Source organism: Alteromonas sp. I10 (assembly GCF_003201515.1).
GTDB classification, from domain to species: Bacteria; Pseudomonadota; Gammaproteobacteria; order Enterobacterales; family Alteromonadaceae; genus Alteromonas; species Alteromonas macleodii.
This window is the reverse complement of sequence record NZ_QJJN01000003.1, coordinates 251,037-264,765: the sequence shown is the minus strand read 5'-3', so window position 1 is coordinate 264,765 and position 13,729 is coordinate 251,037. Positions and strand designations below refer to the sequence as shown.

The window sequence follows — 13,729 nt, the reverse complement described above, 5'->3', positions numbered from 1 at the left end:
TATTTGCAAAAACCCGGCTTATGCCGGGTTTTTTATTTTCTAAAGGCAGAAAAGATGGAGGGTTTTGGTTTAAGCTGCGTATAAGTACTTATTGAAATTCAACTATGTCGAAAATGTGAAAGTAGTTTACCTCAAAGCCCAGCCGCCAGTAACGGTCTCAGAACAAGACGACAATTCCTCACTGTATGCGTTAGTGCGAGAGCATGAGTCTGCGCTTCGTCGATTTATTCGCGTTCGTGCTCGGGCTAGCACGCATGAAATCGAAGACATTTTACAAGAAATGTACGCAAAGCTATTCTCAATGGAAGGACTGGCGGCTAAGTCAGAAGAGCGACAAGATACTTTTCGAAGCTTTCTTTTCACCGTTGTTGCCAACTTGATTATTGACCGAGAACGAAGAGCAAAAGTTCGAGCACGTGATGCGCATGAAAGTTTTTCAGAAGCTGACCATGGGAAAAAAGACCACGGGCCAGAAAAACAGGCTGGAATATTCGAAAAACTCTCGGAAATTGAGCACGTTTTAAATGGTATCAACCCTTACCATAAATCAGCCTTTATACTATGTCGTGTAGAGGGGAAATCCTATCGTGAAATTAGTGATACGTTAGGTGTATCCGTTAGCACAGTAGAAAAATACATAGCAGCGGCGCTGACTGCAATCAGAAATAAGGTTTTAGACTAATGAGTTCTGAGCTAAATAGGCAAAATTTAATCAGTCAGCAGGCAAGTGAATATGTAACCCGCTTGTATAGCGGAGAACTAACAGCCAAAGAAGAGACAGAAATTACTACTTGGTGTGAAGCGAGTAATGATAATCAGGCTGCGTTCGAACAAGCATTAGCAATATGGGAAGCTGCTCCTGAATTACCTCAAAAAAGTAGTTGGCGAGATAAGCTTGAAAGACGCTTTTATCACTTTAGATATATTGCAGCCAGTTTATTTTTGGTCACTGCATGTTTATTTTTATTTTTGAAAAGGGAAGATACAGTACTTGAACATTCATTGAATCTTGTTCAGCACTACGCAACCGCAATTGGCGAGGTTAGCAATATAGGTCTTTCCGACGGTTCTCAAATTACCTTAAACACGGCGACTGAAGTTAAAGTCAATTTCACGCCTAATAGAAGAGAGTTATGGCTAGAAAAAGGGGAAGCTTTTTTTGATATTGCTAAAGATAAATCTAGACCCTTTCTTATTTATACTAACTCTAAGATTGTTAGAGTTGTAGGGACTAAATTCAATATAAAGCTATCTGAGAGCGGATTCGACATTTCTGTAGCTGAAGGTATTGTTGCTGTCGAAAGTGAAAATCCGCTCACAAGCCTACCCGATCAAGCGCCTCTTTATCTTGAGGCAGGAGCCGTCGCTTCTTTTAAAGCGTCTAGTTCACTTATTACAAAGCAAAATGATGAAAAAGTTGAAAAAGCGCATAGCTGGCGTTCTGGATATTTACGTTTCGACGACGAACAATTAGAAAATGTAATTGATAACTTTAATCGTTATAGAAGCAAAAAAATTACAATTGATGCAAGTGCGGCAAACCTCAAAATTAGCGGTGTGTTCAAACTAACAGATGGCGATGCGATTTTGACAGCGTTGGAAGCAACGTTGCCGATAAAAATAGAAGAAACTGAAAAAAATATAAAAATAGTGAAAAAATAGCGGAGGCTTTTAATTCTGGCTGCGTATTAATCAAAGGACGCATAATAAATATACAAGGAGCAGCCATGATGTTGCCAAAAACAACAAGTACACTCGCACTTTGCATTGCGCTAGCAATATCGAACGGCGCGAACGCAAAAACAATAGAAGGCCTGTCCATAGAAGCCACCACACTCGATAATGCATTGTTGCTATTGGCAGAAAAGAGTGAAATTCAAATACTGTTTTCAGACGAAAAAATTAAGAGAACGTCTGTCTCTGGTATATCGGGTGACATGAGTGTTGAGGATGCGCTTTCGCAACTGCTTAAAGATAGTGATTACATCTATAAAAAGACGTCCGATAGTACGTTTATTGTTGTACCTCAAAACATTTCGCCTAACACCCCAGCGAAGAAACAAAGTAGCGATGGGTCACCAAACGAGCCCCTCAACCAAGAAGCCAGTATTGAGAGAGTCCAAGTAACGGGATCTAATATTCGTGGAATGCAAGACACTGGAGCGCTTCCAGTTACTACGATGTCTTCTGAAGACATTGATGGTCTCGGCTTAACCAGTGGCGCTGAAATTCTTGCCGAACTACCCCAACAAGGCGCTGTAAATTTTAATAGCGAGCGAGTTGTTGGTGGCGTCAATGACGCCCGTGGCGATGTATCATCTGTGAACCTTAGAGGAGTAGGGACGGGCTACACTCTTACTTTATTAAACGGTCGCCGTCTTGTATTACATCCAGGCACCCAAGCTGAAAATTTAGTTCCTGTAACAACCGTTAATTCTAACACGCTTCCAGTTAAAGGTTTGAAGCGAGTAGAGGTCTTAAGAGACGGTGCCGCAGCCATTTACGGTACAGATGCAATTTCTGGCGTTGTTAACTACGTTCTCGATGAAAAGTATGTCGGTGCGGAAGTTCAGGCGCAATACGGGAGTAGCCAAGGTACTGGTAGAGACCAGGTAAATCTTTCTGGTGCAGCTGGGTGGTTATTCAATGACAACAGTACCCATGTAACTTTTAGTGGGGGGTATTACCATAGAGATATGGTAATGGCTAATGAGCGAGATTACTCCGCGACATCAGATTTGCGTGATTACTCAGAAGTTCCTGAAGATTTTGTCGGAGATACACAATTAGATAACCGCACGACGGTAACTCCTTGGGGAGAGTTTTCATCAGACTCACTGGGAACCTTTCATATTCAGCCTTCCTCTTTCGGTGAATGTGCTGCAGTGGTGAATAACAATATATGCGCCGCCTCAGGGTCCACACCTAGAGATCTTCGTTTTGACTCAAATAGTCAACGTAGCTTAAGTTCAGAAGTTGATAGGTTAAATTTATACACCCTTGTCAATCATTACTTGAACGATGATGTAGAAATCTATGCAGAAGCGCTTTATTACTCAGCAACTGCAAAGCGTATTCGGGAACAATCGGGAAATTTAACAGCTCAACGGTTTACAGTGTCTGCTGATGCATTTTACAACCCATTTGGAGAAGAGGTTACTGTTCGTCGATACCGTCCAATAGATACTGGACCAAGAAATGTAAAAGTGGATGATTATAGCTATCGCCTCTTAGCAGGTACACGAGGCTATTTAGGAAGCTGGGATTTTGATTCAGCAGTATTGTACTCAAAAGCGAACACACTTGATTCTGCAAATCGGATTAACACGAGCCTTTTTCAAGAAGCAGTAAATAGCACTGATGAATCAACAGCGTACAACATTTTTAGTGGCGCAAGTTTAAGCGACCCTAACTCCGTAGATGATACTGATGTCCCTCAGAGTGTAATTGAAAGTTTTATGATAAATGTTGAGCGCGAATCTGAAACTGAGCTTGCTTCGATCGATGCCAAAGTTTCCAGACCAGATTTATTTTCTATGCCTGCTGGCGAAGTTGGATTTGCCGCAGGAGTGGAATATCGCTATGAAAGCTTTTTTGATAAACGTAGTGACGACTTGAATGGCACGTTGTTTTTTACTGATCTGGTAGGCCTAACATCCACAGAGATTGCAAGTCAGGTGCTGGGCAGTAGTCCTACGCCGGATGCAAGCGGGAGCCGCAACGTTGTATCCGCTTTTGCAGAATTTGCGATTCCACTAATCGCTGATTTACCTCTAATTGAGAGCTTAAATTTGCAGGTTGCAGGGCGCTATGAAGATTTTTCTGATGTAGGGAGCGTTTTTAAACCTAAGTTTGCTCTAGCATGGAGAGTCAACGAGAACGCGCTATTTCGAGGTGCGTATTCTGGCGGCTTCAAAGCGCCAGGGTTACCGCAAGTTACCGCAGTTGATGTTGCAAGATCAAATACGCGAGTAGATCCAGTCACTCAAAGTAATAGAGGTACTTTAGAGCTAAGAAATGGAAGTGACACGCTGAGTCCCGAAGAAAGTGAAAATTATTCGTTTGGCGTAGTCATTACACCAACTGAGAACTTGACGTTCACTCTCGATTGGTGGGAAATAAAGCAGGAGAACACAGTAGGGATTTTAAATAGCCAAACTCAAATTCTCTACGATGCATTGCTTCGGTCTCAAGGAAGCCAAAACGATAACGTAGTGCGTGACGAGAACGGTGAGATATTGTTTGTTCGTAATGACTATACAAACCTCCTCCCCCGAGAAATATCTGGTATCGACTACAGTATTGATTACAGATTGGAAACAGATATCGGAAAATTCTCAATCAACTTAAATGCAGCAAATTTGAAGAAGTTTGATCAGGGCTCTGACTCTGTTACAGATATTGTTGTTGCAGCTCAAAACGAAGGGAATGAAGCACTTTTGTATGAGGGTGAACTAGTTTCTATTTTCGGGAGTGATGGCTCTCTAATAAGGCAAAATGAACGCCCAAAATGGCGAGCTAACCTTGCTTTAACTTATTCACTAGGTGCAGTAAGAGCGGGATTGAAGTATCGGTTCGTAAGTGATGTCGAAGATACAAGTCTGAATTACACCAATGGTGAAGGTGAGTTAGTTACTTATGTGTTAGATGATTGGTCGACGATTGATGCTTTTTTGAGTTTTACATTAAGTGAGGATTCACTTCTTACTGGTACCACTAAGATAACCTTAGGTATGCGAAATTTAACTAACGAAGAACCGCCTTTTTCAGACGAGACATTCGGTTTCAATAGTGCGTTGCATTCATCAATGGGAAGATACACTTATGTAACTCTAAATCATAAGTTCTAACCTGCGTTCATTCTAAACATACTTACTAGTTAAAAAGGGCGTTCTCACTGAGCGCCCTTTTCTTTGGAGAAATTTATGATTCGAGCTTTATTATTCGCTTTTTCGTGCTTGTCCTTACCTGTGGCAGCTTGTAATTTCAGTGACGTTGAATTTGCAGCGGATTTTGAAGGGGGACGTTTAGATAGTTGTGAACTCACCGATAATGGAGAGTATGTTTTAACATTTTTACCTGAAGACAAACCCATCAACCCTAGCCCTTGGTACTATTTTAGTGTCACATCAAAAAATGAATTAGAGCTAAAGATAGTGCTTAGTTTTGATGGTTATTCGCCAAGATATCTTCCAAAAATGAGCAGAGACAAAAAGCACTGGACGCCCATACCTTTTGATACGGACAAAAGAGGGATGATTATAGCTTTAGAAAGCTCGAAACAGCCCCTCTTTGTTTCAGCTCAGCCACCTATTTTAAACGAGAAATATAAAAAATGGTTGAAGGAGAAACAAAGCGAGTTTGATATTGACCTATTTACTATTGGCAAGTCTACCGAGAACAGAGTAATAGATGCTTTTACACTTTCACGCCCCAGTAATAGCGAATGGGTTGTTTTCGTAGGACGCCAACACCCACCGGAAGTTACCGGGGCTGTAGCAATGTTCTCTTTTCTAGAAGAGTTCTTAAAACAAACAGCTAGCGAAACGCAATTTTTGTCACGATTTAATGTACTCGTGGTCCCAAACATTAACCCCGATGGTGTTGCTAATGGTCATTGGCGCCATAGTCTTGGCCATAAGGATCTTAATCGAGATTGGAACGACTTCTCTCAGCCTGAAACCGCTTCAGTAAAGACATTTTTGGATACGATTTCAGATAAAGGTGGAAAAATTGTGTTTGGGATGGACTTTCACTCTACCCACGGAAATGTTTTTTACACCATTCCTTCCTCTGAGCCGCTAGCGCCTAGTGAATTAGTGGTAGATTGGTTAGAAGAGCTACAAGAAAAAACAAAAGGTATATTCAAAGTTCTTGATAAGCCCGGCACGTCACCAGGTAAGGGAGTGTTTAAGCAATTTATCGCTGACACATACAATGTCCATGGTGTAACTTACGAAGTAGGGGATAACGAGCCAAATGAAAAAACGCGATATGTAGCAAGAAAAGCCGCAAATGCTCTCATTCCCGCTTTACTTTCTGTCCCGCCAGAAGGTTTTGACATCAAACACACAGCAACGGAAGGTTCGAAAAATAATGAGTAAACTATTTCTTGTTGGCGCATTAATGCTTCTGTCTAACGTTGCATTATGCGCACAATTCGAAGCAAAAAAGCATAATGTAGGGACTGTTTCTTTTTCTCACGAGAGCGAGATGAAAACGTTGGCCCAAGCTTTGTGGAGTGAACCTGAACTTGGTTTTTTAGAAGACAAAAGTACTAGCTTGATGCAAGAACTACTATCTAAACGCGGCTTCTCTGTCACACAAAGCGTTGCTGGCATGCCTACAGCGTTTATAGCGGAGTATGGGTATGGGAAGCCGATAATTGCTCTGCTAGCTGAAATGGATGCGCTGCCAGGGATGGGAGTAGCTGCGAAGACGCACAAAGAGCCTGTAATGAAACGCGGTCTGGTACAGCCTGGCCATGCTTGTGGTCATAATTTGTTTGCAGGCGGTGCAGTAGGCGCAGCTTTGAATATTGCAGACTTCTTAGATAACTCCTCAGCAACGGGTACAGTGAGAGTTTATGGAACACCTGCAGAAGAGGGGGGCTCTGGAAAAGTATACCTCGCAAGAGCAGGTAAGTTTAAAGATGTGGATGTTGCGTTGCATTGGCACCCTTCCGATTCATCGTCTGCTTCTCCTTCATCATCACTTGCGAACAAGAGTGGTAAGTTTCGGTTCTTCGGAGAAGCTGCACACGCTGCAGCGGCACCTGAAAAAGGGCGCTCTGCCTTAGATGGCGTTGAGGCGATGAACATGATGGTAAACTTAATGCGAGAGCATGTTCCAGACGGGACTAGAATTCACTACGTGATTACACATGGTGGCACCGCCCCTAATATCGTGCCCGATTATGCGGAAGTGTACTACTACGTCAGGTCAGCGAAACCAGATGTTGTTCTATCGCTTTGGGAGCGACTTGAGCTAGCTGCCGAAGGTGCAGCATTAGGAACACAAACTAGAGTAGAGTCTGAAGTTACAGGAGGTGTTTGGAATGTGCTTCCAAACGTTTATCTTTCTTCACTAATGCATGATTTACTCACCGAAACACCTCAAATACCACTCACCAAAGACGAAATTGAGTTTGGTAAAAAAATTAGCAGTACCCGTAATATGGAGTTTGATAGCTCAAAGCATGGCGTTCCACAGAAGTTTAGTTCAGAAGTAGCAGTATGGTCTGCGTCTACAGATGTTGGGGATGTCAGTTGGCAGATTCCTACTGTTGGCCTGTCTGCTGCGACATGGGTTAAGGGCACGCCTCCTCATACTTGGCAAGCGTCATCAATGAGTGGGATGGAAATAGGCCATAAAGGAATGTATCAAGCAGCAGAGGTTTTAACAAAAACGGCAATTTCTATACTTAAAGAGCCAGTTCACCTTAAGAATGCTAAAAATGAATTTAAAACTCGCTCATCAACCGCAAATTACATACCTATGATTGGACAGAGAGCACCTGCATTGGACTACAGGAAATAATTAAATAACCCTGATTAAAACACTTTTATAGCTAACAATGTTTTAATATTGAATCAAGAAATTGCTCAGATATGTGGCAATTTCTTGATTTTACTCATATCACTCGCTAAATCTTTATCTAAGCTCTAGATTAATTTATCGCTTAAATATCAGTAAAACCTTGTGTTTATAAGGGCTTTTCTTTTATCATTTGCGGTCGAAAATTTTGAAAACTTTCGTGACTTCGTAAACCAGTAAATTTTTACTGTTACGTCGCTGTCATGACAAGCCATATGATGCATGACGCAAGCGTGATAAAACCAGTATAAGCTTGGGTTACACATCATAATTATCCAAACCTGGAGAAATGTGGATGAGCAATGTATCTGTAGATGCAACAGAGTCTGCACACAATGAAAACCAGCCAGAAAACAACACTCGTCGTCGGTTCTTGACCGTTGCCACGTCGGTAGTTGGTGGTGTAGGTGTCGTTGGTGCTGCTGTGCCTTTTATTGCGTCCTGGAATCCAAGCGCCAAAGCGAAAGCCGCCGGTGCTGACGTTGAAGTAGATATCAGCGGGATTGAGCCTGGACAGTTAGTACGTGTGATGTGGCGAAGCAAGCCTGTGTGGATTGTACGTCGTACGCCAGAAATTCTTGAAGAATTAGGCACGCACGAAGATAAGCTGAAAGATCCTAACTCTGAAGCTGAGCAGCAGCCTGCCTTTGCTCAAAACCGTTTCCGTTCAATGAAGGAAGAGTACCTTATCCTTGTTGGTATCTGTACTCACCTGGGTTGTTCTCCACAGCATCTTAAAGACGGTGCATTTGAAGAAGTGGTTGAAGGCGTTCCAGATGGATTCTTCTGCCCGTGCCACGGTTCGAAATTCGACATGGCTGGACGTGTATTCCAAAACGTTCCTGCACCGTTGAACCTGGTTGTACCGCCATATCAATTCGTTGATGACAATAACATCATCATCGGTTCAGAAGCGGAGGCTTAATTATTATGAATGCTTTCCTAGGTTGGATTGAAGAACGCATCCCAATGATGCGCGTTGCGAATATGCACGCTCTTCAATATCCTGCTCCAAAGAACATGAACTTTTGGTATGTGTTCGGTTTTCTAGCTACTATCGTTTTGGTAAACCAAATTGTTACTGGTATTTGGTTGACCATGAATTTCGTTCCATCTTCAGAAGGCGCGTTTGCCTCTGTTGAATACATCATGCGTGAGATCGACTACGGTTGGATCATTCGTTACATGCACAGTACTGGCGCATCAGCGTTCTTTATTGTGGTATATCTACACATGTTCCGCGGCATGATTTACGGTTCTTACCAGAAGCCTCGTGAGCTTCTGTGGGTGTTTGGTATGTTTATCTACCTAGCGCTTATGGCTGAAGCATTCATGGGTTATGTACTACCTTGGGGACAAATGTCTTACTGGGGTGCACAGGTAATCGTATCGCTATTTGGCGCTATCCCTGTTGTTGGTCCTGATTTGGTTATCTGGCTACAGGGTGACTACGTTATCTCTGGCGCAACACTTAACCGCTTTTTCGCATTACATGTTATTGCGTTGCCTTTAGTTATCGTTATTCTTGTGTTCCTTCACATTATCGCGCTACACGAAGTGGGTTCTAACAACCCAGATGGTATTGCAATTAAGCACAAGAAAGGTTCACTACCTGAGTCTGAAAAGACCAAATATGAAATCCATGAATACTACACAAGCAAGTACGACATTGCTGATGACGTATTGCCGTTCTTCCCACACATCGTACTTAAAGACCTTGTGGCATTCTGTATTTTCTTAGCGCTATTTACTTATGTGTTGTTCTTTGCCCCTGAAATGGGCGGTAAATTCCTAGAGCATCCTAACTTTGAAATTGCTAACCCGTTGAAAACACCTGAGCATATCTTCCCAGTGTGGTACTTCACGCCGTTCTACGCAATTTTGAAAGCGGTACCTGATAAGTTGTTCGGTGTACTAGCTATGTTCGGTGCAATTGCTGCGCTATTCGCTCTGCCTTGGTTAGACCGTGGTCGCGTTAAGTCATGGCGCTATCGCTGTGGTCTGCACAAAGTAAACCTTATTGTGTTTGCAATTGTGTTTATCTTCCTAGGTTACTTAGGTGGTACGCCACAAGAAAACTGGAAAATCATTGCGTCGCAAGTTGCTACAGTAATGTACTTCGGTTTCTTCATTGCATTGTTCTTGTACAGCAAAAACGAAAACACTAAACCTGTGCCAGAGAGGATTTCTAAATGAAAAAAATGATGTGCTTTTTAGCCTTCTTCCTACCTGGCGTAGCGCTTGCGGCAGGTGGAAACGTACACCTTGATAAAGCGCCTATCGACTTATCCGATAAGGCGTCTTTACAGCGTGGTGCACAGTTGTTCATGAACTACTGCTTAGGCTGTCACTCGATGAAGTACCAGCGTTATCAGCGTTCATTCCAAGACTTGGGTATTCCTGACGAACTAGGTCAAGAATACCTGCAGTTCACGGGTGAAAAAGTGTCTGACTACATTACCCGTGCAATGCCAGAAGAAGCCGCTGCTGGCTGGTTCGGTGCTGCTCCACCAGACCTAACGCTAGTGGCTCGTGTTCGTGGCGAAGACTGGATTTACACTTACCTGCGCTCTTTCTATGTTGACGAAAGCCGCCCATTTGGTGTGAACAACACAGTATTCCCAGAAGTAGGTATGCCACACGTACTTCAACCACTTCAAGGTACGCCAACACGTACTTATGAAGAGCAAATGGTTGATGGAGAGATGGTTAAGCGTTATGTAGGCATTAAGTCAGATGGTACTGGCGCAATGTCTCCTGACGAGTACGACCAAGCTGTTGCCGATATCGTGAACTTCCTAGAGTACACAGGTGAGCCTTCTAAACTTGAATCTCACAAAATCGGTAAGTGGGTACTTATCTTTATCGCAGTATTGTTTGTATTTGTTTACTTACTGAAGAAAGAATACTGGCGAGAAGTGCACTAATCGCACAGATTTATGTATAATATGAAAAGGGGGCTTCTCGCCCCCTTTTTTGGTATTTACTCGTGCTATCTGAAAATCCTAGTAAATAGGGTCTTCAGGTAGCACGAGTTAACGTAATAAGCTTACCGTTTGTAAGCGTAAACTTGTTTCTCGACGGAGGAAATTGAATGGCCGTAGCCGCGAATAAACGTTCTATTATGACGTTGTTCTCTGACACAATTGATATTTATAGCCACCAGGTGCGTATTGTGTTGGCAGAAAAAGGTGTGGGTGTTGAAATCAGCTACACAGATCCTAGCAACTTGTCTGAAGATCTGTTGGAGCTTAACCCTTACGGTACTGTTCCAACTCTAGTTGATCGCGAGCTTGTACTTTACAAGTCGCACATCATCATGGAATACCTTGATGAGCGTTTCCCTCATCCACCACTTATGCCGGTTTACCCAGTATCACGTGGTCAGAGCCGCCTTATGATGCACCGCATCGAGCAAGACTGGTACTCGCTTGCTGCCCGTATTTTCCGTGGCGAAGGTGATGTAGAAGCAGCACGTAATGAGCTGCGTGAAGCTTTGCTATCTCTTGCGCCTGTATTTGGTGAAATGCCTTACTTTATGAGCGAAGAGTTCAGCTTAGTTGATTGCTACCTTGCTCCGCTATTATGGCGTTTACCTGCACTAGGTATTGAACTAAACGGTGCTGGCAGCAAAGAAATTAACGCTTACATGAACCGTATTTTCTCTCGTAGTTCATTTAAAGCGTCTTTGACTGACCAAGAGCGTGAGATCCACAACCCGCTATGACATCTATGACGTCAAACCAGCCCTATTTGCTTAGGGCTTTTTATGAGTGGATTGTTGATAACGACTTAACGCCGTACATTGTGGTAGATGCAACCAACGAGTTGGTTGAAGTGCCGCAGGAATTCGTTAAAGACGGCCAGATCGTTTTAAACGTATCACCTAGTGCGTGTGTTAACTTTTCTCTTGATTTAGATGGCTTATCGTTTCAAGCGCGCTTCTCTGGGCAACCTAGAAGATTAAGTATGCCTTGTGAAGCGGTAATGGCTATTTACGCAAGAGAAAATGGTGCAGGTACAGTATTCGCCACTGAAGAAGATGTGGCTCGTGCGCAGCAAGAGCGTCCAGAAACATCTGAAGATGTTTCTCAACCTAGCGGCCCGACGTCGCTGGAAGATGCTGATGCAAGCGACGTGAAAGACGCACCTGTTCCACCTAAGAAGGGTAAGCCTACCCTCAAAGTTATTAAGTAGCTTATTAAATAGCTTATCAAATAACGTATTAGCCTGGTTTTGTGAAGTTTATCTACTCAGCAAAGCCAGCGCTTATCTTTCTTATTCCCGTTAAGTTTTATCTCCGTTTCCCCTTCGCACAAAAGTAAAAACACCCCATTACCTGCGTAATAGGGCGCTTTCACGTGTACTGTGTTTGACCATTTAACGGGTTCGGGTTATCACCACGCGGCTCGTTGGGAAATCAAAGCGATGGGCCTCGGTTAGTACCGATGTAGACAGGCCCTCACGGCTTGGATCGTCAGCGTTTGCACTAGTGACTACACCTTGGTGAAGTCTTACTGCATCGGCAAGATCATCCCTCACCACATCATAGCCCGCAGCTTCTCCGCCGCCACCCGCTGCACTAGCGGCAGGGCCTGGCATAGTAGCTGCGGTTTCTGTGTTTGCTTCTGTACCCGCATCCCAAGTCACTGTCATGAACGTTTTTATATCACCAACCGCCATGTTGCTTACATTCGCAGCGTTTAAGCCGGTGAATGCGTCGTTGGTGTTGACCAGCATGGTCGTTACCGTAAGGCGAAGGTCGTCAGCATCGAGTTCTGGAACCACAAGAGTTAGTTCTGCGCCCATTGAGCGAGGACCCAATATGCCCCCAGAGTTTTGCGCATCCAAAAAGTCCGTGGAGTCCATGGCTTCAGTAATGACCATAGACGGGTCACCGCCTTCAGCCATTATTTCAATGCCCATGCTGGCTGGCTCGCTTTCATTAAATGAATGGAAGCCTGACTCATGCAATATGACGGCGGCAGGTGCAAAGGGCTGAGAGTAGGTTAAGTTGGTAATTTGTACGGTATAAACCGCTGAATTACCATTAATACCGTCTTGTCCGTCCGAACCGTCCTGGCCATCCGTACCATCTTGTCCGTCAGTACCTGCTTCCCCCTGCGGACCCGCTGGTCCTTGAGGGCCTGTATCACCATCGTCGCCGCAGGCAGCAAGAAGCGCTGAAAGCATCAATAATGTACTGAGTTTAATTATTGGATTATTCATCGTATTGGCTCCTTAAGATGCAGGAACAGTAATAACTATACGTGCTACTGGGTTCAACCAACGGTGTACGGTAGAGTCCAGATCACTTGCACCAGCGGCGCTATCAGTATCACCAAGCGCATTGCGGTGGATGTGTACTGGGCCATCTTCACCATCTTCAATTTCGCCATTAACGATTTGTGCACCCACACCCGTGCCACCTGTACCCAAATCAACAATACGAGTTGGAGCGCCGCCACCGGCAACACCCGGTACGCCATATCCACCCAGCGCATTTCCGGTTCCAGCTTCAACAACATCTGTACGGGCACTATTTAGTTCATCGTTAAGCTCAGTACCGGCATCGTATGCATTAAGGTAATAAGTGTAGGTACCCGGCTCGGTTGGAATTTCAATACTGTCCATACCAACAAAAGCGTCGTTAGTAGGTATTAGCATGGAAAGTAGCGAAAGATATGGCTTGTCCATAGTATCGAAGGGATAGCTTAACGTAGCTTTCGGCGCGAGAAGTCCGCCAAAACGGTGCCACGTATTTGAACCATTGTCGGTATCAACAGGGCCGAGTAACGCTTCAAAGTTTGCGCCGCTTGAATCAGCATTTTGTTCGTCGTCAATAACACCCGCTTCAGCTAACCACGCTAGAGCTGATGACGCAGGTTGCCCAACTTCAAAGGCATCGACGGTGTCATCGTGAGCTATGACTAAGCGCGGCGTAAAACTCTGCGCCTGAGTCAGGTTGGTAATTTCAATGTCTAAAGTGACAGCTTGGCTTACTGATACTGCTGCTAGCGACAAAAGCGTTGCGCTAGCAAGTTTAGTGAATTTCATTTTATTGTCCTTATTTATGGCTTAAATCGCATAAAAATTTAGGGCAGTAAAATGTCCAATTCATCACAGAACTTTC

12 protein-coding genes are annotated in these 13,729 nt (G+C 43.8%); 10 read left to right on the top strand and 2 right to left on the bottom strand.

Annotation, left to right across the window (positions count from 1 at the left end; translation table 11 throughout):
* Nucleotides 1-115 precede the first annotated feature (115 nt).
* From BZA03_RS08030 to BZA03_RS07985, 10 genes are all read left to right on the top strand, one after another.
* A complete protein-coding gene (locus BZA03_RS08030; RefSeq protein ID WP_075176633.1) occupies nucleotides 116-682 on the top strand; it encodes an RNA polymerase sigma factor in 567 nt (188 codons plus the stop codon).
* Complete coding sequence (locus BZA03_RS08025) at nucleotides 682-1,662, top strand: FecR domain-containing protein (protein WP_110288469.1); 981 nt, start codon at nucleotides 682-684, stop codon at nucleotides 1,660-1,662. The genes BZA03_RS08030 and BZA03_RS08025 overlap by 1 nt, the downstream gene beginning before the upstream one ends.
* 68 nt (nucleotides 1,663-1,730) lie before the next feature.
* Nucleotides 1,731-4,850: a TonB-dependent receptor gene (locus tag BZA03_RS08020; protein ID WP_110288562.1), complete on the top strand. Its 3,120-nt coding sequence runs from the start codon at nucleotides 1,731-1,733 to the stop codon at nucleotides 4,848-4,850.
* Between the two features lie 75 nt (nucleotides 4,851-4,925).
* Entirely contained in the window at nucleotides 4,926-6,104 is a 1,179-nt protein-coding gene (locus BZA03_RS08015; RefSeq protein WP_075176009.1) for a M14-type cytosolic carboxypeptidase, read from the top strand.
* Nucleotides 6,097-7,539 carry an amidohydrolase gene (locus BZA03_RS08010; RefSeq protein ID WP_110288468.1) on the top strand — a complete coding sequence of 481 codons (1,443 nt, stop codon included), beginning with the start codon at nucleotides 6,097-6,099 and terminating at the stop codon, nucleotides 7,537-7,539. Before BZA03_RS08015 ends, BZA03_RS08010 begins: the two co-directional genes overlap by 8 nt.
* 352 nt (nucleotides 7,540-7,891) lie before the next feature.
* Nucleotides 7,892-8,521, top strand: a complete 630-nt coding sequence (gene petA, locus BZA03_RS08005) for a ubiquinol-cytochrome c reductase iron-sulfur subunit (RefSeq protein ID WP_110288467.1) — start codon at nucleotides 7,892-7,894, stop codon at nucleotides 8,519-8,521.
* Between the two features lie 5 nt (nucleotides 8,522-8,526).
* Complete coding sequence (locus BZA03_RS08000) at nucleotides 8,527-9,792, top strand: cytochrome bc complex cytochrome b subunit (RefSeq protein ID WP_110288466.1); 1,266 nt, start codon at nucleotides 8,527-8,529, stop codon at nucleotides 9,790-9,792.
* Nucleotides 9,789-10,523: a cytochrome c1 gene (locus BZA03_RS07995; protein ID WP_110288465.1), complete on the top strand. Its 735-nt coding sequence runs from the start codon at nucleotides 9,789-9,791 to the stop codon at nucleotides 10,521-10,523. Before BZA03_RS08000 ends, BZA03_RS07995 begins: the two co-directional genes overlap by 4 nt.
* Before the next feature lie 167 nt (nucleotides 10,524-10,690).
* Nucleotides 10,691-11,323: a stringent starvation protein SspA gene (gene sspA, locus BZA03_RS07990; RefSeq protein WP_012517332.1), complete on the top strand. Its 633-nt coding sequence runs from the start codon at nucleotides 10,691-10,693 to the stop codon at nucleotides 11,321-11,323.
* Nucleotides 11,320-11,793 carry a ClpXP protease specificity-enhancing factor gene (locus BZA03_RS07985; RefSeq protein WP_014948334.1) on the top strand — a complete coding sequence of 158 codons (474 nt, stop codon included), beginning with the start codon at nucleotides 11,320-11,322 and terminating at the stop codon, nucleotides 11,791-11,793. Before sspA ends, BZA03_RS07985 begins: the two co-directional genes overlap by 4 nt.
* A 183-nt stretch (nucleotides 11,794-11,976) precedes the next feature.
* On the opposite strand, the gene BZA03_RS07980 is transcribed toward BZA03_RS07985, so the two are convergent.
* Nucleotides 11,977-12,825: a spondin domain-containing protein gene (locus tag BZA03_RS07980; protein ID WP_110288464.1), complete on the bottom strand. Its 849-nt coding sequence runs from the start codon at nucleotides 12,823-12,825 to the stop codon at nucleotides 11,977-11,979.
* A 12-nt stretch (nucleotides 12,826-12,837) separates the two neighbouring features.
* The gene (locus BZA03_RS07975) at nucleotides 12,838-13,653 is read right to left on the bottom strand and encodes a spondin domain-containing protein (RefSeq protein WP_110288463.1); all 816 of its coding nucleotides are present in this window, start codon (nucleotides 13,651-13,653) and stop codon (nucleotides 12,838-12,840) included.
* Nucleotides 13,654-13,729: the final 76 nt, after the last annotated feature.